This window comes from Ensifer sp. Root278 (genome assembly GCF_001429285.1).
In the GTDB taxonomy this organism is placed as follows: domain Bacteria; phylum Pseudomonadota; class Alphaproteobacteria; order Rhizobiales; family Rhizobiaceae; genus Ensifer.
This window is the reverse complement of sequence record NZ_LMJJ01000013.1, coordinates 60,120-80,240: the sequence shown is the minus strand read 5'-3', so window position 1 is coordinate 80,240 and position 20,121 is coordinate 60,120. Positions and strand designations below refer to the sequence as shown.

Genomic DNA, 20,121 nt, shown 5'->3' with positions numbered 1-20,121 from the left:
AAGTGTAAATCCATTGTGCTATGTATACAACCCTAGAGATGACCATTGAAACGTCATCGTTGACTTTTTGGGGCTATCCCGGTTGATTGCCCCGCTGCGCGTATGTGGTACCATTTCTTTTTTGACATGAGGAATTATTTGAAAAATTCTCTCCGGAAGGGGGTGCAACGTGAACAAGAAGAAAACGTGGAATTTTGCAATCGTCGAGCCGAACTACATTGTATGCGCAGGGCTGGCACGAATATTTGCACGAACGGCATTCAAAGAACAAATCGAATGCGCCAATATGGCCCAGTTGTGGGAGTTGATAGAAAAGGGTCAGGAAGTCGATTTGTTTTTGATAGACGTGGGGCAAAATATCTGCCGATTTAAAGCGGACGTCGAGAAGCTCAAAACGCAATTTCCAAAGTCATTTGTTGTTCTAATGGCGGACTCTGTTGAGGAAGCTGTAGTCACCCAGGCCGTCCAAGCGGGTGTTCATGGTTTGATTGACAAGGGCATGCGCGTCGAAGCCATGGTGAAATCGCTGGAATTGGTCCTGCTCGGCGAACCTGTTTTCCCTCCCCCCGCTCCGGTCAAGACATCGCTTATCACAAAGGAGTATGTCTTGCCGAAGCACAACCAAAACAATGGTCACAACGGGGATTCAACTCATATAATTTCCCTGGCGCCTAATCTTTCGTCGCGAGAAATTGAAGTATTGATGTCACTTAGTCGGGGAAACTCCAATAAGGAGATTGCCAGGAAGCTCGAGATCTCGGATGCCACCGTGAAGGTACATGTGAAGGCAATCTTGCGGAAGCTTCGGATAAAGAACCGGACCGAGGCGGCCTTGTGGGCAACGAGTGCAGGGCAGCAGACCTCACCGTACCAGCAGTGATTGATATCCGTCCTGATCAAGCCGCCTCAGCAAGCCTTAGAAAAATAAGGGCTATCTAAAAGCCGTCGACACCATATTCTCGTGGCGACGAGCTTTACGGCGGCGAGGGTTTCGGGACGCTTGTCATATCGGGTTGCGATGCCGCGGAATTGTTTGATCCTGTTGAAGAATCGCTCGACGATGTTCCTCTGCCGATAGACCCAGCGCGAGAATACGAAGGAGCCTTGCGGTTTGTCTTCGGCGGGATGTTGGCCCAGGCCTTTCGCGCGGCGGCCTTGGCCCGAATGGCGTTGCTGTCATACCCCTTGTCGGCCAGGAGGATGTCTTCCTTGCCGAGTTCGTTCGTCAGCGCGGCGGCCTCGGTGCAGTCGGCGATCTGTCCGCCGGTCTGGCGCAGGGTAACGGGGCGACCTTCGGCACCGACGAGCGCGTGGATTTTGCTCGTAAGCCCGCCGCGGGAACGTCTCATGCCGCCATCATCTCCATCCCCTTTTTCCCGTGGCCGCATGCTGGTGAACGCGGACACAGGTCGTAGCGCTCGGGATTTCCGCCCTGGGCGAGCCCGTTCGGAACCGCCAGAGGATGCCATTCAGCACTCGCCGATCATCGACCCGAGGAACCCCGCGGGCTTGTTGGGCAACAGCGGCGACAGGATCGACCATTCGTGATCGGTGAGTTCGTAGCGGCGACGCGTCATAGAGGCTCCCTCATTCGGAAATCTTGAATCACGACGGCGAAAAACACCAAGTGATTTTAAGAGTTTACGTCCAAGTAATACCCCTTTTGGAGCGGTCACCCCGCTTGGGTAGCGGCTCCACAAAAGGATGCTCCACAAAGTATGGCTTTGCCGTTCGACTGCCTTCTATCCTTATGCGCAATTGCCGAGGACTGATCGACTGTTAGATTCCTGTCATCGATCTGTCACATCTCTGCAAACGCGGATTTTGAGGCAGTACCGAGTCAACTTCAGGGAGAGATTCGATGAAAGCCGTAATCCAGTGTGGCGGTCAGGGAACGCGCCTGAGACCATACACTATGGTGCTACCCAAGCCGCTGATGCCAGTCCGCTCTCAGCCGGTACTTGAGCTTCTGCTGAAATGGCTTCGACGAAACGACCTGACAGAGGTCTATATCACCACCGGTTATCTCGGCCAGCTGATCAAGAGCTTCTGTGGCGACGGGCGGCGGTGGGACATCCGGATCCGCTATACGGATGAAGCGGCACCCCTGGGGACGATCGGGCCACTCGGCTTGCTGCGCGATGAACTCGACACCAGCTTCCTGGTGATCAATGGGGATGTCATTACCGATCTGAGCCTCGGTGCGTTCGCGCAGTACCATCACAGCACGGGCGGAATACTCACGGTGGCTACCATGCACCGGCAGACTCGAATGGATTTCGGCGTCATCGAGGCACATGACGGGCGGATCACCAGCTTCAAGGAAAAACCGATACTCTCGAACCTTGTGAGCATGGGTGTCTACTGCATGGAGCCCTCGGTGCTTCAATACATTCCTGCTGGCGTCCCATTCGGCTTCGATGATTTGATCCTGTGCCTCCTTCGGCGAGGCGTTCCGACCCACAGCTACATTCACGAGGGCATGTGGCTCGACATTGGCCGGATCGAAGATTTCCAAACCGCTCAGGAGCTTGATTGGGATGTCCAGTCACCACCGTTTGAACGCGTCCACGCAGCCTGAGGCTGTTCTGCTGAATGCGGCCGCCCCGGGCGGAGGTGCCGCAACGGCGCGTGCCGGCAGCGGGGCCGACGATCGCTCAGAGATTTACGTCGCGCGACCAATCTTGGGGCGTCAGGAGCAGGTCGCCGTTTCCGAAGTCTTGGACGACGGCTGGGTCACGATGGGCTCGCGTGTACGCGATTTCGAGCTAGCCTTCGCCGAGCGGCATCGCACGGACGATGCCGTGGCAGTCAGCTCTTGCACCGCCGCACTTCATCTTATCCTCCATGCACTGGGGATAGGGCCAGGCGACGAAGTCCTCGTGCCCTCGCTCACATTCGTGGCGACGGCCAACAGCGTCTTGTATACTGGAGCGTCGCCTGTCTTCGTCGACATCGAGTCGCTCGCCATGCCGCTGATGTCCCTGGAGGACGCTGCGCAAAAGTGCTCCCCGAGAACGAAGGCTGTCATTGTCGTGCACTATGCTGGCTGTGTCGCGCAGCGCAGCGCATGGCGCGAGTTCGCCTCCCGGCGGGGCCTGTTCCTCATTGGGGACGCGGCGCATGCAGTGGGCCTCGAGGACGCCGCAACCTTCGGCGACGCAGCTGCCTTCAGCTTCTACGGCAACAAGAACATGACGACCGCAGAAGGCGGCATGGTGGTGTCGACTCAATCCGACCTTCTGGAGCGAGTCCGACAAATGCGCAGTCATGGGATGACAAGCGGCACATTCCAGCGCCACCATAGTGGCGCGCCGCGCTACGACGTGACCATGCTCGGCTACAATTACCGAATGGACGAACTCCGGGCTGCCATGGGTCTGGTTCAACTCGGTCGCCTGACAGCGTGGAATGAACGCCGGCGCGTCCTGACGGCCAGATATGCAGAAGTTCTGGCAGCCGATTGCCCGACCATCCTCGTCCCCAGCCTGCAGGGTTGCGATTCGGCTCATCACATCATGCCGGTCGTCTTGCCGGCCGAAGCCGACCGCGATCGGATCATCGCTTCCATGAGAAGCGATGGCATCCAAACGAGCATCCATTACCCGCCTGTTCACGACTTTTCTTTCTACAGATCTCAGCTACCCGACCTTCGGCTCCCGAAGACGGAGGAATTCTCTCGTCGCGAGCTGACGCTCCCGCTGCATCCCGGCATGGATGACGGTCACGTCGAGCGCGTAGTCGCCGCTCTGGCCGCTGCTGCGCAGGCATGAAGGACGTCACGAAACAAATGTGAGGAGATACGTAATGAGCCATGACGACCGTCCGCCAGCACGTCTTATCGGCTGGATTGCCCGCTCCCTCGACGTTCTGTTCGCCGCCGTCTGCTTGGCGGTTCTAAGCCCCGTGATGCTGCTGATTGCCGTGGCGATCATCGCGGAGAGCGGCCGTCCGGTGTTCTTCTCGCAGGTGCGCCTTGGACAGGGCGGCAGGCACTTTCAGATTTACAAGTTTCGCAAATTTCGTGCGGACTGCAGCCCCTTCGGCCTTCCATTGACGGTCAATAATGACGGTCGAACGTCCAGAATTGGACGATTACTCGCAAAAACGAAGTTCGACGAGCTCCCGCAACTCTATAACATCCTCCGGGGAGATATGGCCTTTGTCGGCCCGCGGCCAGAGAGCCTCGCTTTTGCCGACTGCTTCGACGACAAGCACCGGGCAATCTTGGACTATAGGCCTGGAATATTCGGTCCCAGCCAGGCAGCGTTTCGCAATGAGGCGAGCCTGTACCCGGTGAATACCGACCTGATTAAGGTTTATCGAGAGGTGATCTTCCCGCTGAAGGCCTGTCTCGATCTCGAATATTACCCGCGTAAGACCATGCTCAAGGACCTAGTGTGGATTGTTCGCGGAGTCATGGCGGTGGCTGGCCTCCATCCAACATTGACCAAGCTTCCGACGCAGCTGCCCACGCTGCGGACCAGCCAGGCGCCTGTGACGGAAGGCGCTCTATCGCCACCTTCGAGCTGGAGCCGCGCGAGGAGGATGCAACTATGAGCTGGGTAACTCCGCAGAGGCCCTTTGAGCAGGGTCCCGCGGACGCGACGCAGGGATCGTCCCACCGGACAGCAGCAACGCCAGTGCCTCGTGAAAAGTGGTGTTCGGGCGCGCTCCTCGGTGCGGAAAGCCCGATCCCCTCGCGAGCATGCAATCCCGGCGCGATTCCATCGCTGTGGGCAAGGACACCGACGGCGCCAAGGCGCAACACCATCATCATCGAGCTTTTCGGGCCAGCTGCTTCCGGGAAGACGACCCTTGCCCGAGCCCTCGAGGCGGCGCTCGATGCTAGGGGCATCGCGGTGCAGCTCGTCGGGAGCTCGCGTCCCGCAGAAAAAGGTTCTGAGCCACCAGGAGCAGGAGCTAGGCCGTCCTCCGCACTGCCCGCAGCCTTGGCCCGCGCCTCGAAAGTCTTCACCGCTCTGGACGCGCTGGTGCCAGGCGTCTCCATCGACCCGCTCGTCGGGCAATTGATGGAGATCCTGCCGCCAAAGAGCTGGACTAGAGCCATCCGGGCTCGACGTTATCTGCGGAATATCTGCGGCTCCTGGAGCGCGGCGCTGACCTCGGACAGCGTCGTCATCTTCGATCAGGGTTTTATGAATTCACTCTGCTCGCTCGCTCTCTTTTCCGGTGCGCTAAGCCAGCATGCCCTGTCGCGAGGACTATCGCTTGTGCCGGCGCCCGATTTGCTCATTCGCGTGGAGACGCCGCGCGAAGTGCTTCAGGCGCGCCTTGAAAAGCGGCTGCGTCGTCAAGGGGTGTTTGAGCGACTGTTCGAGAGCGACATCCAAAGATCGCTTCGGCAGATCGAGATCTCCTCGATGATTGATGATTTGCTGAAAGCGGTCGGCCGGCATTCGATGCGTGTGAGTTGGCGGGACCAAGACACCCTCGCAATGGCCGTTGAGACGATCGCGGACGAAATCATCTTGAAGAAGGGACACGGATCGCGATGACCTGACTTAGCGCGAAATCGCCTTGTACCCGCGACGCTGAATTGAGAATTGACGGAGCAAACAGGGCCGTTTTCATCGGTCGCTTCCGGCACCGCTTGACCGAGCGCAACGCTCACTGCGGAAACAATTGCCGCGGGTGATGCAAGAGCTGCCCCGCCATAGCGGCTTTCGGAGCCGGTTGCAGAAAGGAGAACCAGCTATGGTAGATAAGATCGGCACGGATGCTGGCGAGGACCTCACTGGCGGCGCTGAAAACGATCTGCTCGATGGCAAGGGGGGAAACGACAGGCTTTACGGCAAGGATGGCAATGACATCCTTTATGGCCGGAGTGGGGATGACCTGCTCGACGGCATGGCCGGCGCGGACGCCATGTACGGCGGAGCAGGCAACGACCGCTACAGGATCGATAATGTCGGCGATGTGATCAGCGAGGATGAAAACAACGACGGCATCGATGATGGCGGAATCGACCTGGTCGAGAGTTCCGTCACGTTCACCCTTCCCAAGTTCTTTGAAAACCTGACGCTGACGGGAACGGACGCCGTCAACGCAACAGGCAATGAACTCAACAACAAGATCAAGGGAAATGCCGCTGCGAACGTCCTGACTGGAGACGGGGGAAAAGATATACTTACTGGCGGTGGCGGCGCCGACACGTTCCTATTCGGTCCAGCTGCGGTCAGTAGCACGGACCGGGTGGTGGACTTCGACGCGGACGACCGACTTGGATTCTTCGCCGCCGATTACGGCCTGAGCGAGGGCAGCGGTCTGACCAATGGGAAACTGTCGAGCGACTACTTTACCATTGTGAGTTCCGGCAATCAGGCGAGCACGTCTCACGGGCAGTTCATCTACTCGAGTGGGACTCGGACTTTGATGTGGGACGGAGATGGTGCCGGCGGCGCCGCCGGGATCGCGATCGCCACCTTCGATACGGATATTGCAAGCCTCCTGAGCGCCGACCGCTTCACGATTTCCGGGTCTGGCGGTTCAGCACCACCGCCGCAGATATCGATCACGGACGGAGCGCCCAACCCGCAGACGGAAGGCAGCACGGCCACGATCAAGTTCATGATCACGCTGTCGGAGGCGGCGTCCGAGGCGGTGCGCATCGTCTACAGTACGCAAGACGGCACGGCGACAGCCAGTGAGGACTTCGTGGGCGTGAGTGGTGGCGTGGTCGAGATCCCGGCCGGGCAGACAAGCGTCGAAGTCACCATCAATCTGCGCGACGACACCATCGTGGAGAATGCCGAGTCCTTCAAGGTCCTGATCAACTCGGCAAAGCTCGTCACGAGCGGCACGGCGCTCACCCTTGCCGATTCCTCGGGAACGGGCAGTATCGCCGACAATGATGCCAGCCCGCCTCCGAATCCGACCGTGGTCAACATCACGGACGGAGCGCCCAACCCGCAGACGGAAGGCAGCACGGCCACGATCAAATTCATGATCACGCTGTCGGAGGCGGCGTCCGAGGCGGTGCGCATCACCTACAGTACGCAAGACGGCACGGCGACAGCCGGTGAGGACTTCGTGGGTGTGAGCGGTGGCGTGGTCGACATCCCGGCCGGGCAGACAAGCGTCGAAGTCACCATCAATCTGCGCGACGACACCATCGTGGAGAATACCGAGACCTTCAAGGTTCTGATCAACTCGGCAAAGCTCGTCACGAGCGGCACGGCGCTCACCCTTGCCGATTCCTCGGGAACGGGCAGTATCGCCGACAATGATGTCAGCCCGCCTTCGAATCCGACCGTGGTCAACATCATCGATACCAGCATCAAGGCAGGCGGGATCAACAGTTCGGATCCGTCAGGGCTGGCCTATGTGCCGGGCCAGGGCCTCTTCCTTTCCGATTCGGAAGTGGATGAGAGTCCATTTTTCCGCGCGAACAATCTGTTCCAGATCAGCACGAGTGGTGTCCTGGAGAACTCCCTCAGCCTTGCAGCCTTCACGAAGGAGCCGACGGGGCTGGCATTCAACCCGGTCACCGGTCATTTGCTCATCACGGACGATGACAAGTACTCGATCTACTGGGTCGATCCGAAGAACCCGACAGCGAGGCTCGGGACCGCCTCGGCAAAGTCCCTCAACTGTGACGATCCGGAGGACGTCGCCGTCAACCCGAACAATGGCAACGTGTTCATTGTCAACGGGACTTCCCATACGATCGTCGAGATCGACAAGGCATTCAGCCAGGTTCTCTCCAGGATCACTCTTCCCGTGGAAATCAAGGATCCGGAGGCGCTGGCCTATGACGCCCAGCACAACGTGTTCTTCGTGGGCGGCGGCTTCAGCAAGAATATCTGGGTTGTCGATCACGGCGGCAACATCCTGCAGACCATCGACCTTCTTAAGGATTACCGTAACCCGATTGGCGACACCAGCGCCAAGATCAAGGACCTGGAATTCGCGCCGAGCAGTGATCCCAATGACGATCCGGGTAAGATGAATCTCTATGTCGCCGACTACGGGAACAGCCATGTGAATGACGGGCGCGTGATCGAAATCGACTTGGGCAATGATTGGCTCATTGTCGCTTAGCACTTCAGTTGCGGCTGTCGTGAGCTTTGCGCCATTGCCTGGTGCGCTCGGCACTGCAGCGCCGCGCGTCTTATCAAACGCGCAAAATTCGCGGTAGCACTTTGAATTGGCGCAATGTCTGTCTCCTTAAATCGAGAGCGATTTAAGGAGACATGCAATAGGCGGGCCAGGCGACCACGGCAGCCAGCGGCATGGCGGCGGTGGCAAACCCCGGCAGGGCATGCGTGGCGGTGAGACAAGTGAGCGACCTGCGTTCCTTAGTCTCCTCGTCGCACCGCACGAGCTGCGCAATGCCAGGTCCAACCGCATCGCCCGTCAGGTCACGAAGGCCACGCCGCATCTGCGCAATGGCGAAGCAATGGCGCTGGAAGCCATTGCCCTCGTAAAGCGGCGAGGGCCAAGCCTATCACGTCAGATAGCTCAACTCGGGGCGAACCCGCCCGGCTGCGATTCGGTAGCGCCACCACTCGATCGTCTTTTCGAGGCCGCTGTCGAGCGTTTCGCGAGGCGCCCAGCCCGTCAACTCTCGCAAACGATCCGAGTCGGCGATTAGGGCCATCACTTCCGATGCAGCCGGCCGCTTGCGAACGTCTTCCGCGATTATCGGTTTGGCGGGCCCAGCCACTAGTTCGCGAATGCGTTCGACGGTCTCAGAAATGGTAACTGCAAACCCCGAGCCTGCATTATAAGCGGCACCCCATTCCAGCTGTTCCGCTCGGCCGATGGCTAGAAACGCACTGACAGTATCGTCAACGAAATTGAAATCTCGTATCGGGCTAAGGTCACCAATCCGGATCTCTTTCGATTCCGGCTGGAGGGCCTGCCGGATGATTGTCGGGATGACGGCGCGCTCGCTTTGACGCGGCCCGTAAGTGTTGAAGGGGCGCATGATGACGGCGGGCGTCTCGAATGATCGGGCATAGGCCTCTACCATCTTGTCCGCACCAATCTTGCTGGCGGAATAGGGTGACTGACCTTGAAGTGGGTGTTCTTCGGTGATTGGTGTGAACAGCGCGGTGCCGTAGACTTCGGAGGTGGACGTGTGGACTATCCGGCCGACCCCGCCTGCGCGACAAGCTTCGAGCACGTTCACCGTGCCCGTTATGTTGGTGTCCACATAGGATTGCGGCGCACTATAGCTGTACGGGATCGCGATCAACGCGGCGAGGTGAAATACGACATCTGCGCCGTCGACCAGCTTGCGCACGAAATGGGAGTCGCGGACATCGCCAGCCACGAGATTCATGGCTTGGCGAAGCTCGGCGGGGGTATCATCTAGCCACCCCCTTTGCCCGAAAGAGTTGTAGAGACTGAGCGCGGTGACCTTTGCACCCTGACGTACCAAGCTCTCCGCCAGATGCGAACCAATGAATCCATCGGCTCCAGTGATCACCGTCTTTAGTCCGTCGTAGCGCGTATCGATAGCCATGGCACTCAGTTCCCCATCGTTGCGTTATTTCTGCTTGAACCCGCGAAGTTCAAGATGGCGGCGTACCCACGGAGGCGACAGGGGATTGCCACCGAGGCCCCCACTTCCATTCACGAATCCGAAAGCACAGAATCATAAACAGCAGTTGTCTCCGCCACCAGGCGGTCGAGGGAGAAGCGCTTCTCGTACCAAGCCCGTCCGGCCTCTCCCATCTGGCGACGATACAGTGGAGCCGCAATAAGCAAGCGCAGACGGTCGCGGAGGACATCAATATTTCCCCGCGGTACAACGAATCCGGTCTCGCTCTCGCGAACCGACTCGCGCACTCCTCCAACGTCTGACGCAATCACGGGCAGCCCCGCTCGCATAGCCTCGAGGATCGAGCGCGGGAATCCCTCCCAATTGGAAGCGAGCACAAATATCTGCCCATCCGCCAAACGCTCTGCCACATCCTGCCGATAACCCGCAAAGCGAACGCGCGACGCGATCCCCAGCGAGGCGGCAAGCCCCTCGACAGAGGAGAGCAAGGGCCCGTCACCAACCAGCTCCAGCTGCCAATCGAGGTCCGTTAACTGCGCAAGAGCGCGCAAGAGCGTCGCATGGTCTTTTTGCCAGGCCATGCGTGCCACCATTACAATCTTGGGTGGCGATCTTTCCGGTCGGGCGCGAAGCGATTCCTTGACGTCGGGCATGGCATTCGGAATTGCCACGAGCCGATCTTTGCGAGTCAGGAAGCTCCGTTCGGCGGCACTGAAGTCAGATTCACATACCGTGATGATACGAGACGCAAGCGGGGCTGCGGCCCATTCGACCAGCCAAAAAATAACACGCTGGATCCATGGATGCCCCTTCGTGAAACCCCAGCCGTGGGCGGTAAACAGAGCCGGAATACCAAGACTGTATGCGGCAATCCGACCAAGCAGGCCCGCAGTGGTAGAGTGCGTCGATACGATGTCGGGGCGAAGCTGACGTAATAGTTCTCGGATCTCAAGTACAGCTTTCACGGCCTGGAAGGGCCCCACGCTGCGATGCAGGTTTTGTATGCAATGAATGGGAATTCCACACTCTCTGAGGTGATTGGCAAACCGACCGTCGCGACCAGCCAAAATCGTCACCTCCGCACCTCTGGAACGAAGCGCAGTGGATAGATCGCGCACGTGAATGTGTGCCCCCCCGATTTCGTCTCCGCGCGAAATCACGAAAACGATCCGTAGACGATGGTCGACCTGCTCGGTCGTCCGCTGTTCGTGTGACGTTAGAATAGACATCGGCACCCCCGGCCACAGCTACAGTTAGACACTACTCCACAGAGCCTGCATCACGGCTTTCACCGTATCCTCGAGCGGCTGGTCCGTATCGACGGAAATCACGCGCGAATTGGGGAACTCAGTCTCCATCTCGATCTTTCTGCGCCTCTTTACGGCTGCGGGATCGGGTCCTTCTTTCTTAATGCGAACCGCGTCCCTTCTCAGCGACGTCTCGATCGGCGCAGTTAAACGGATGACAAGCGTCGGCTGCGGGAGCCCGGTGTAGAGCGCCCGCTCGCGCCTCATCAGCCACTGCTTCGGGCCACGTCCGCACCGCGCAAGCGCCTCATCATCGAACCGACTGCTGTCGACCGCGCCAAGGGTTGCGGAAGGGTAACGATCGGCAATCACAATCGACCCCGCGGCGGCATAGCGCCAGCAACGGCTCAGAAGCGCGCGGCGGTCGTGGGCCAGAACAGTGAGCCACAGAGTATTCAGCAAAGAAGGCGGCACGTTTTGCTTCTGCTCACGTTCCGCACGCGCGCTGGATCGGTGACCGGGCAGGATCCGCCGGGCCAAAGGAAGGATGAGGCGCGGGAGGAGCGAAACGAACGTCGCGGGAGGTTTGCCGACATGGACGGCGCGGACATCGAAATGATGGCCCAGAATGCGGGCGGAGGCCAGACTCAAGGTGGATTTTCCCGTGCCCATGGGACCGACAAAAGCGATTACGAGCCCTGCCGCCGTAGGGATAAGCCTGCGGCGACGCCTCAGCAGCAACAGTAGGACACGTTGCATGCGTGACAGCGCTTCCGAGAGTGTGTTGAGCCGTCGCCAGCCACGGAGCTGGCCCGCTACCTGACGACCAAGCAGGATTCGGCGAACCATGGCCCGCGGCTCGGCGATGGCTTCGATCAGGTCATGAAGAAGCGAAACAGGCGCACCCGGAAACCAGGCCGTCCAGAGCTCCTCGGCCTTGTCACTGTTCGCGCTTGCACAGAGCCATTTCAGCTCCTGCAGCACGAGGTCGTAGTGGCGCTGAAGCAAAAACAGCTCCGCAAGACTGGTATGCTTGAGCGCAATTCGGAGCGCAAAGAGCACCAGTTCGGCCTCGACCGTGGGGACAGGAACGCCGTGCAAGCGACGCGTATTGGCCAGTAGCGCCGATTCCACCGGGAGATGGTAGGCCTTGACCAGACTGTCACCGGTGACGATCTGGAAATAGGCGTGCACGTGGAGCAGCTGCGGCGCATCGGGGTCCAGAGCAAAGGCGTGGAAGACACCGGGATGTCCGGCCCCGTTCGCTGAGACCGCGAGCTTGAACCCGCTTTCGACCAGCGCGGTTTGGAAGCCGGCGGCGTCCTGGCGGTCGATGAGCAGGTCGAGATCCCCTTCGCCCGCAAGGCTCTCGCCAAGCCGCAGATTGCTCTTCCAGTGGCAGTACCGCAGCCCCATACGGTCCAGCGAGGCGAGCAGGCGACGTATCGGCTCCTTCGGTGGGGGGAGGGCCGACGTTGTTTCGGGGCCGGCTGCTCCAGCGAGATAGGCTTTAGGCTGCATGGACGTCAAATGACGGCGACTGAACATCCTCAATCGAGCTCCTGGGCGGTGTGGAAATCGTCTATCCGGCCAAATTCGAGCCAGACGGCAGCAACTCGAGCACCGGCTGTGATTGAACCGGCACCAGCGGCATCGGGAGGACCATGGTATACGGGCGCAGGCGAGTTCCCTGACCGCCACATCGCATTACGGCTTTCATCAATGGACTCCCTCCGCTCAACAGGCCGATGCCACAGCTCCGAAACCCGCCTCTGAGGCGAGTTTGACCCCTTGCCGTTTCCAATCTAGCGCGCCGGCTAACGATCAACTTAATGCTAATAAGGGTGAGAAGGTTTTTCCGGCAGGAAGCTGGCTTTGGCAAACCTGAATACCCAAGAAGAGTGCCGCTCACTAAGCCCGAATGTAAGCATGAAGTATTGGCGGAGCAGGCAAGACGCACTCGACACGATCCCGTACACCGCCTACAGCGCCGCGCGTCTTATCAAACGCGCAAAAGGTCGCTGTAGATGCACGGCGCTGTAGTGGCACCACGAGTGCAATTTGGTGGATGGCGCCGGGGAAGCAGACGGGACGGGCGTCTGGGGCCGTAAATCGTCGTTGGCAGCGCTGCGAGCGAATATTCGTCAGTTGATTTAGGCTCGGGTGCGAGGGGCGCTGGGGCTGATGTCGAGCGGTCGCGCACTCGTCAACTTTCGCGGTGCGACTGAGTGCATGGCCGCGAGACCGAGCACGACCGAGAACCAGAAAATCGGGTGACGAACAACCAGGTGAAAGTTGGAATATACGAACAGCGAGAAAATCAGACTTGCCACCGCTGTGAGCCCAGCCCGGTAGGCAGCGATGAGTGCCACCGTAATGATCCAGAAAAAGATCAGCATAGCTAGGATGCCGCCCTGAGTGATCAAGTCGAGGGCAGTGTTATGCGCTTCTGCTTTTTCAGGGGGCGGTAGTTTCGTCCGCTTTCCGAGAAGATGCGGGCCTGGTCCGAGGCCCAACATTCCTGATTTCAGGCCAATATCCACCGCTTCACTCCAGAGTCGAAATCGATCTTCAGCTTGATCATTTTCTGACATGGTCTCGACGATCGCTTGGCGCGCATTCTCCGCGATCTTCGGAGTGAACGGGGTTACGGACGCAAGCAGCAATGGAAGTGACAGGATCATCAGACAGGCGACGGTCATGACCAGAGACGGGTGACGCTCGGCGCGCATGAACCTGATTAGAAACTTGCTCCCCACGAAAAGCGGTACCGCAAAGCCAATGGCCACGGTAAACGAGTCACTTCGGGTCAGAATTCCGGCAATGAAAGGAGGGACCATGCAGCTAAGCGCGAAAATTTTGGTGTGCGGGCGAGCCGCCGCTTCTGCCCTTTGAAGCGACAGCAGCACAAGGACAGTGCATAGAAGACCAAATTGGTTTGGATTCATTGACCAGCCAATGAACCGGTTCCACTCCCAAAAGCCAAGGCCTGGCATGGGAACCATGCCATAGCCGCCGGCGATTAACAGAATGACCGCGACGGCGCCGCCGACCGAGAATGTCCACGCCACGCGGTGAAGCCGCCAAGCAGGGAGAATGACTAAGAGAAGCGACAAAATAGCCACGAAGGCGTAAGCTTGTCCGGTGTGCAGGACGCCCGATGGATAGATATTGTCTGTGGCCAATCCCAAAAGCAAACCTATGCTCTGGGCGAAGGTGAACACCGCCCAGAATAGCAGCATATGGGAAAGGGGCCTTGTAAGCGCCGGAGCGCCCCGATAGGCGAGGTCAGCCAGCGCTCCAATAATCCATATCGTGAGCAGCGCTTCGCCGGCTCCCCAAGGCGTGCCGGGCAGACGGAGCTGCGTCGCAGTCGACAACAACAGTCCAAATGCGAGCAGTCTATCATTAATCATTGACACGACCTGATTAGACCAAACCCAAAGCAGCAAGTGCCCGCCCTTTGACCTGCGGGCGCACGAGCCGACGGCCCGATCTTCTCACATTCGCCTCGGTCTGGAATGTGCAAATTGGATACTGACGACGCCCAAAAAGGGCTAGGCCGCAACGCTGCTTACCCACTAAGGGGGTATTTACATCCACAACGCTGCGCCAGCATTTTAATGGGAGTGTTGCAGCAACCCCTAAAGACCGCCGGAGGCCACAATGAACCCAGGCAAGCCCAGATTGCTGGGATTGATTTTGTTGACGGGCTCGATCTTGGCGCTGTCGGTCAGCGGCAAGGTGCTTGCCTTCGACAATCTGGCGGACACACGGGTGGTCGCGGTGCCAGAGATGGCTGCCCCTGGCTATCTCGAGCGGAGCACCGATCCAGTATTTGGTACTCCTTTCGTTCGAGTGACGGATCCGGGCAAGGAGCTCATGACGGGCATCGCGTGTGATCCGGCCTTTTGCAGGCATCGCTATTCCAGCGCGCAGGCATGGAATGCCGATCAGAGTCTGCTGGTTGTCCAAAAAGGCTGTCCGGGGCTGTGCTTTCTGGACGGGCAGAACTATCGGCCGCTGTTCCAGCGCCGCCCGTCCGGTGTGTGCGAATGGCACCCGACAGATCCTGAGCAAATGATCTGCGTCAGCAATACTGAGATATTTCGCTGGATAGTGCGCAGCGATGAGCGGATGACGATCTATGCTCCCACAGAGTACCGAAAACTGGAATTCGGCCCCGGGAAGAACAACCTTTCGCGCAATGGTGATCGACTGGTGATCCGGGCTGTCAAACCGTCTGGCGAACGGGTCGCCTTTGCATACGACATACGATCGGCGACAAAATACCCCGATATCCAGCTTGATCATGAGGGCACCAACAACTACTGCACCATTTCGCCTTCGGGCCAGTACATCTTCTGCCATGAAGACATGCCTGACGGCAGTGACATCGCCGACATCTTCAGTTTTGACGGCCATCCGATCCAGCACTGGCCTGAGCATCATCGACCTGGCCACGGCGACATGACGATCGACAGCGACGGCAGCGATGTCTATGTCGGAATAAGCAAGAGCGAGCCGGACAAATATCAAGTCATCAAGAGGCGCCTCTCAGACGGTAAGGTGACGGTCCTGACACCGCCCGGCTTTGCGCAGCACGCATCAGCCCGCAGCATCAACCGGCCGGGCTGGGTATTCCTGACATACAGCGGCTCACACGAGCGGGCAGGGCGAAGCGGAACGACGCCCTTGTATGGGGAAATCGTCGCATTAAAAATTGACGGAAGGGGCGAAATCCGGCGTATCGTCCATCATCGAAGTGTGAAACACGACTATCTGAGCGAGGCGCATGCATCGCCTTCACCTGATGGCTCGCAGATCATTTGGGCGAGCAATTGGGGGCAACCCGGTGGACCTGTTGCGGCTTACGTTGCCCGGCTTACCTGGCCAGAAACGATCACGGCAGATCACTTGTCCCCCCCTGTTCCCAAGAAGGAAACGCGTCTTGACGAGTGACCGGCGAGGCTTGGCAGCGCGCAGCGCGATTGGCCTGATGTGGACTGGCCTTTCTATGGGCGGGCTAGCCGTTGCGGAACTCGTCGCCCTCATCGTTTTGGCCAGATTGCTTGCTCCGAGTGAGTTTGGGCTCTATGCCGCAGCGCTGGTCGTCATTAATTTTTCCGCAATATTCGAAGGTCTGGGCGTCGCTCAGGCGATTGTGCAGCGACCTGTTGTGGAAGAATCCCATCTACGTGTTGGGTTCACAATGTCGCTCATTTTCAGCCTTTCCATGGCTGGGCTCGTCTGGTGGGCAGCGCCAACTATCGCGGACCTGTTCCGCTTAACCGAACTTGCTCCCGTGGTGCGCGCGGCCTGCGCCGTATTCCTGTGTCGTGGAATATCGATGGTGGCGCAGGCCTCGGCCCAGCGCGCGTTGCGGTTTCGGTGGCTCGCGGGTATCGAGGCGGGCGCCTTTGCGATCGGGTTCGTTCTCGTCGGTCCCCTATTAGCCTGGCGGGGGCTTGGGATCTGGGCCCTTATTGGCGCCCTGGTGTGCCAGCATTTCGTGCGCATGCTTGCGCTGCTCATCGGACAGCCGCACCCGAAACGGCTTCTGCTGGAACGACGCGCGATCGGACACCTGCTCTATTTTGGAGGTGGCTTTACCATCGCTCGCATATTCAATTACCTGGCCGGTCAGGCCGACAAAGCGGTCGTAGGGCGTTGGCTAGGAGCTGAGTCGCTGGGGCTGTATGCGCTCGCATCGCAGCTGATGACAGCACCCGCAGTCATTGTTGGCCAGACCCTCGATATGGTCTTGTTTCCGACGATGGCGCTGATCCAGCAGGAGCCGGCGCGATTGGCACGCGCATTTCGCGGCGCAGTCGCGTCCTGTGCATTGCTTGTGCTTCCCGCCAGCGTGGTGGTAATGGCTGTCCTGCCGGAACTGGTACAGGTGCTGCTCGGCCCGGGATGGGAGAACGCGGTACTCCCGCTTCAGATCCTGGCGGCGGGAATGCTATTCCGCACCAGTTACAAGCTCAGTGATTCGATTACCCGGGCAACCGGGGCCGTATACGCCCGCGCGTGGCGGCAAGCCGTTTTCGCCTTCGCAGTCGGGGCCGGCTCATTCATCGGGCAACATTGGGGTGTGACAGGAGTGGCGCTTGGGGCCGTCATAGCGGTGGCGAGCAACTTCCTTCTCATGGCGCAGCTCAGCCTCCGCCTTACGGGACTTAAGTGGTCGGACTTTGCCGTCGCGCACCTACCCGGCGTGGCGCTAGCGGTCACGGTAGGAGGCGGCGCCTGGATGTTTGCGAATTTATTGCGAGAACTTCACACGCCGCCGCTCTCCCTGCTGGGAATGATCGTGCTTACCACGGCCCCTGCCAGCGCGCTGTTGTGCTGGTGCGCACCAGCGTTGTTCCTTGGTCACGATGGCAGGTCGGCATTGCAAGTCCTCATGAGCCTTGCCCCAGCTTGGCTCCAGCGCCGCCCAACATAGCGGCGGGGCGGCAAGGCGGGTAGGAGGCCCCCCATGCCTGTCACCCTTCAGGACTAGTCCTGATTTGAAATGGGGCCGCTTTGCCTCATTTCCTATCATGCCTGGGTCCCCACTCGGCTGGCCTGCGGCGCTTTAAATGCTTGGCCGCTTTGACGGGCCCGACCAGCATGACAACAGTCCCCTCGGACACATTAGCGATGTGGCGATCGGGCCTGCCAAGAGAGATTTCAAGTGACTAGATTCAGCGATGTGGAATCCTTCAGTTTAGACGTCACGAGCGACTCGCCTCGTCAGTTGCCGACATCCACGACCTTGGTGAGGACCACCGAAACCTCGACCTAGTCGACGCGCAGCACCGACTCTTCAGGCGTTACCTACATCGCCAACCCACTGCTGATCATGGGGCGCTGCTGAGCCCGCTTACCGCCTTCGCCTTTTCCGATGACCCGACCGGTGTCGCCTACAACCCGATCAACAAACACCTCTACTTCTCCGATGACGCCGGCACGAGGGCCTTGTACGAACTCGATCCGGGTCCGAACGGCCTATTCGACGGAGTCGTCGACATAGAGCCACTCGCGCACATTGGCGCCGGTTGTGACGTCATCTGGTCGCTGCACGATCACCATGACAGGCGTCTTCTGGGTATTCGGTAGACCTTTTTCGGCCTCGCAGCATCAGCCACATGCCCTTCAGCCAGACACGCAGAGGAAGCTTTGTGGAATGCAGCGGTGTGTGTGTCGTCACCGTAAACTGGAACCGACATCCGCCGCTGGAACATTGATAGAGACCCGGATGCGCACGCCGCTTGCCCATATCGCGCCCGGCGATCGCGATCGAGCGCTTGTAGCCACAGGCAGGGCAAACTCTTCCGGCCGGCCACACCATGCTTTCCAGCAATCGCCGACACTGCGCCTCATCGCGAAAGGCCACGATCATATCTTCCGCCGTCCGAATGTTGGTAAGCGCTGCAAGCATCGTTTCCGACATTCTCATCTCCTTCGGATCATGCCCGAAGAATCGCATGGAAGTCGTTGGCTATCAAGGTTATTGCTATTTTTGGTTGATAAAGGCCGCGTGTTTGAGGGAAACAATTCTTGTTCCGACCTCTACTACGCAAGTAGCATATATAATACTAATTTCACCGCAGTATCGTGTAATCTACTTCTTTTTTCACTCGCAGCGCCCCAATTTGTATGTGTTCTGTCGCCAGCCTTTGTAGTACGCTATTCTTTAGGCAGTAGAGTACCGCCGAGAATTTCTGCGGTAGTTTGGCTTGGCGTATTCGCCGAGTATTCCTTTAATCCGTTAGTACAAGCCGAGGGCGATTGGCAGTACTGTTGCGCGGCGACGATAATATTTAAGGCGGAGGGCAGTATAACCACTATCTCCAAGATCCCGGGAGCAAGGCGTATGAAAGAAAATGATATTGACTATCCCCCATTCAATGAGCTTATCGGCGCTGTCAGCGTGCGTGCGGAACCTCAACGGGAGCGCCTGCTTGTGATAATCGACACCCGTGCGCTCGATCGACAATGCCTCGCGCAGAGCATTGTTGCTCACAAGACGGACCTGCTCGTGTTGGCCTTTGGATCAATTGAGGAATGGAGGCAGAATCGCGGGCAATACCCGCCATTGTCGGCGATTCTCTTGAATATCGGGGGCAGAAATATTGCCGAGCGGGATGTGGCCGAGGAGATCCGCCGGCTCTCGTCCGAATTCGCGTCGACGCCGGTCATCGTGCTGGCCGATACGGACGAACTCGCGCAGATCATGAAAGCCCTCGAATGCGGCGCGAAGGGCTATATCCCTTCCTCGGTCACGATAGATGTCTGCATCGAAGCGATCTATCTTGCTCTCGTTGGCGGGGTCTTCGTTCCCGCCAGCTGTCTGTTCGCAATGCACCAGCTGTTCGAGTCGAGCAACACGGTCCCACACCCGCTGGCGGGTATGTTCACTTCCCGCCAAGCCGAAGTGGTCGAGGCGCTGCGGCGCGGCAAGGCCAATAAGATCATTGCCTATGAACTCAACCTGCGCGAAAGCACCGTCAAGGTTCATATCCGCAACATTATGAAGAAGGTCAAGGCGACAAACAGGACCGAAGTCGCCTACAAGTTAAACGATCTGTTGCCCAACGATCGAAGCGTGGAACGCGATCCGCAGCACCGCACGACCAGCGAACCCGATCAGCCTACATCTTCGGCGCCATCTGCCCGAAGCTTGGGAAAGCGGCAGCGCTGGTCATGCCATGGTGCGACACCTACGCCATGACACAGCATTTGGCCGAAATTGCCCGTCATGTCGCCGACGATGCGTATGCCGTCCTCATCATGGATCAGGCTGGTTGGCATATGTCCAACACTCTCGTCGTACCAGACCGTGCCGCCGGCAACCATGATTCCCTTGTCGATTGCGAGCCGCGTCGGTGGCGAGACCGCGGCCACCGCGGCACCGTTCGCTTCCCTGATGGCAGGGGCCTCGAAATAGGGCCCATCTGCACGGTATAGGCGAGACCCATCCTCTGCATCCGGTCGAGCGTCCGTTCCGATCCGGTGTTGGGCGATCGACCAGCGCAAGTCGTTGAACGGATGCGTCTTGTGCACCGCTTCGAAGACGTCGAGGATCGCGTTTGCGGCGTCATCGGTATAGGCATGGATCTCGATGGGGATGCGCCGTTCTGCGGCGAAAAGCGCGACTTTCATGAGTTCTTCGCGCGCCTCCTTTGGTAGCCCGGCCCCATCTGCACGCCGTCGTTATCCGCGGGCGTCGGGGCAATCTGAGGGAGTGGAGCGATTGAGACGGAGCCCATCGCTCAAATGCTTCCGATGCCGCGCAGAAAATCCACGTCGAATTGGACGATAGTTCACCAAAAGAGCACGGTGAGAACCTCA

The 20,121-nt window shown here is 58.9% G+C and carries 13 protein-coding genes and 3 pseudogenes; 9 read left to right on the top strand and 7 right to left on the bottom strand.

Features of this window, described 5'->3' with window-relative positions; genetic code table 11:
• Window positions 1-169 precede the first annotated feature (169 nt).
• Window positions 170-880, top strand: coding sequence for a response regulator transcription factor (locus ASE60_RS14000; RefSeq protein WP_057251166.1), 711 nt, complete (start codon window positions 170-172; stop codon window positions 878-880).
• Between the two features lie 26 nt (window positions 881-906).
• On the opposite strand, the pseudogene ASE60_RS13995 reads toward ASE60_RS14000, so the two are convergent.
• Window positions 907-1,577, bottom strand: a pseudogene (locus ASE60_RS13995) (IS5 family transposase).
• Window positions 1,578-1,861: 284 nt separating this feature from the next.
• On the opposite strand from ASE60_RS13995, the gene ASE60_RS13985 reads away from it, so the two are divergent.
• From ASE60_RS13985 to ASE60_RS13965, 5 genes are all read left to right on the top strand, one after another.
• Complete coding sequence (locus ASE60_RS13985) at window positions 1,862-2,581, top strand: sugar phosphate nucleotidyltransferase (protein WP_057251165.1); 720 nt, start codon at window positions 1,862-1,864, stop codon at window positions 2,579-2,581.
• Entirely contained in the window at window positions 2,541-3,773 is a 1,233-nt protein-coding gene (locus ASE60_RS13980) for a DegT/DnrJ/EryC1/StrS aminotransferase family protein (protein ID WP_082615849.1), read from the top strand. The genes ASE60_RS13985 and ASE60_RS13980 overlap by 41 nt, the downstream gene beginning before the upstream one ends.
• Window positions 3,774-3,807: 34 nt before the next feature.
• The gene (locus ASE60_RS13975; RefSeq protein ID WP_082615848.1) at window positions 3,808-4,560 is read left to right on the top strand and encodes a sugar transferase; all 753 of its coding nucleotides are present in this window, start codon (window positions 3,808-3,810) and stop codon (window positions 4,558-4,560) included.
• A gap of 392 nt (window positions 4,561-4,952) precedes the next feature.
• The gene (locus tag ASE60_RS36200) at window positions 4,953-5,519 is read left to right on the top strand and encodes a hypothetical protein (protein WP_057251164.1); all 567 of its coding nucleotides are present in this window, start codon (window positions 4,953-4,955) and stop codon (window positions 5,517-5,519) included.
• Window positions 5,520-5,718: 199 nt separating this feature from the next.
• Window positions 5,719-8,064 carry a Calx-beta domain-containing protein gene (locus ASE60_RS13965; protein ID WP_057251163.1) on the top strand — a complete coding sequence of 782 codons (2,346 nt, stop codon included), beginning with the start codon at window positions 5,719-5,721 and terminating at the stop codon, window positions 8,062-8,064.
• A 406-nt stretch (window positions 8,065-8,470) separates the two neighbouring features.
• Here the strand turns inward: ASE60_RS13965 and ASE60_RS13955 are convergent, their stop codons facing one another.
• From ASE60_RS13955 to ASE60_RS13940, 4 genes are all read right to left on the bottom strand, one after another.
• Window positions 8,471-9,493 (bottom strand): SDR family NAD(P)-dependent oxidoreductase, encoded by a 1,023-nt coding sequence (locus tag ASE60_RS13955; RefSeq protein ID WP_057251161.1) that lies wholly within the window; start codon window positions 9,491-9,493, stop codon window positions 8,471-8,473.
• A 110-nt stretch (window positions 9,494-9,603) separates the two neighbouring features.
• On the bottom strand, window positions 9,604-10,761 hold the full coding sequence (locus tag ASE60_RS13950) for a glycosyltransferase family 4 protein (protein WP_057251160.1): 1,158 nt from the start codon (window positions 10,759-10,761) through the stop codon (window positions 9,604-9,606).
• A 24-nt stretch (window positions 10,762-10,785) separates the two neighbouring features.
• Complete coding sequence (locus ASE60_RS13945; RefSeq protein WP_156414640.1) at window positions 10,786-12,327, bottom strand: hypothetical protein; 1,542 nt, start codon at window positions 12,325-12,327, stop codon at window positions 10,786-10,788.
• A gap of 605 nt (window positions 12,328-12,932) precedes the next feature.
• On the bottom strand, window positions 12,933-14,195 hold the full coding sequence (locus ASE60_RS13940) for an O-antigen ligase family protein (RefSeq protein ID WP_057251158.1): 1,263 nt from the start codon (window positions 14,193-14,195) through the stop codon (window positions 12,933-12,935).
• A gap of 250 nt (window positions 14,196-14,445) precedes the next feature.
• Between ASE60_RS13940 and ASE60_RS13935 the strand changes: the two genes are divergently transcribed.
• Together ASE60_RS13935 and ASE60_RS13930 are read left to right on the top strand one after the other, a co-directional pair.
• Window positions 14,446-15,741, top strand: coding sequence for a hypothetical protein (locus ASE60_RS13935; protein ID WP_192496008.1), 1,296 nt, complete (start codon window positions 14,446-14,448; stop codon window positions 15,739-15,741).
• Window positions 15,731-17,230, top strand: coding sequence for a lipopolysaccharide biosynthesis protein (locus ASE60_RS13930; protein ID WP_244495608.1), 1,500 nt, complete (start codon window positions 15,731-15,733; stop codon window positions 17,228-17,230). Before ASE60_RS13935 ends, ASE60_RS13930 begins: the two co-directional genes overlap by 11 nt.
• A gap of 590 nt (window positions 17,231-17,820) precedes the next feature.
• Here the strand turns inward: ASE60_RS13930 and ASE60_RS33740 are convergent.
• Window positions 17,821-18,220, bottom strand: a pseudogene (locus tag ASE60_RS33740) (IS1595 family transposase); the annotation flags it as partial.
• 423 nt (window positions 18,221-18,643) lie between these two features.
• Between ASE60_RS33740 and ASE60_RS13925 the strand changes: the two are divergent.
• Window positions 18,644-19,501, top strand: coding sequence for a response regulator transcription factor (locus ASE60_RS13925; RefSeq protein ID WP_082615845.1), 858 nt, complete (start codon window positions 18,644-18,646; stop codon window positions 19,499-19,501).
• On the opposite strand, the pseudogene ASE60_RS33735 reads toward ASE60_RS13925, so the two are convergent.
• Window positions 19,417-19,950 (bottom strand): annotated as a pseudogene (locus ASE60_RS33735) (amidohydrolase family protein); the annotation flags it as partial. The gene ASE60_RS13925 and the pseudogene ASE60_RS33735 sit on opposite strands and share 85 nt — an antisense overlap.
• Window positions 19,951-20,121: the final 171 nt, after the last annotated feature.

Excerpts from the sequence above, each read along its gene's own strand:
- ASE60_RS13985 (WP_057251165.1), top strand. The coding sequence starts at position 1,862 with ATGAAAGCCGTAATCCAGTGTGGCGGTCAGGGAACGCGCCTGAGACCA.
- ASE60_RS13980 (WP_082615849.1), top strand. The coding sequence starts at position 2,541 with ATGTCCAGTCACCACCGTTTGAACGCGTCCACGCAGCCTGAGGCTGTT.
- ASE60_RS13975 (WP_082615848.1), top strand. The coding sequence starts at position 3,808 with ATGAGCCATGACGACCGTCCGCCAGCACGTCTTATCGGCTGGATTGCC.
- ASE60_RS13965 (WP_057251163.1), top strand. The coding sequence starts at position 5,719 with ATGGTAGATAAGATCGGCACGGATGCTGGCGAGGACCTCACTGGCGGC.
- ASE60_RS13955 (WP_057251161.1), bottom strand. The coding sequence starts at position 9,493 with ATGGCTATCGATACGCGCTACGACGGACTAAAGACGGTGATCACTGGA.
- ASE60_RS13950 (WP_057251160.1), bottom strand. The coding sequence starts at position 10,761 with ATGTCTATTCTAACGTCACACGAACAGCGGACGACCGAGCAGGTCGAC.
- ASE60_RS13945 (WP_156414640.1), bottom strand. The coding sequence starts at position 12,327 with ATGTTCAGTCGCCGTCATTTGACGTCCATGCAGCCTAAAGCCTATCTC.
- ASE60_RS13940 (WP_057251158.1), bottom strand. The coding sequence starts at position 14,195 with ATGATTAATGATAGACTGCTCGCATTTGGACTGTTGTTGTCGACTGCG.
- ASE60_RS13935 (WP_192496008.1), top strand. The coding sequence starts at position 14,446 with ATGAACCCAGGCAAGCCCAGATTGCTGGGATTGATTTTGTTGACGGGC.
- ASE60_RS13925 (WP_082615845.1), top strand. The coding sequence starts at position 18,644 with ATGAAAGAAAATGATATTGACTATCCCCCATTCAATGAGCTTATCGGC.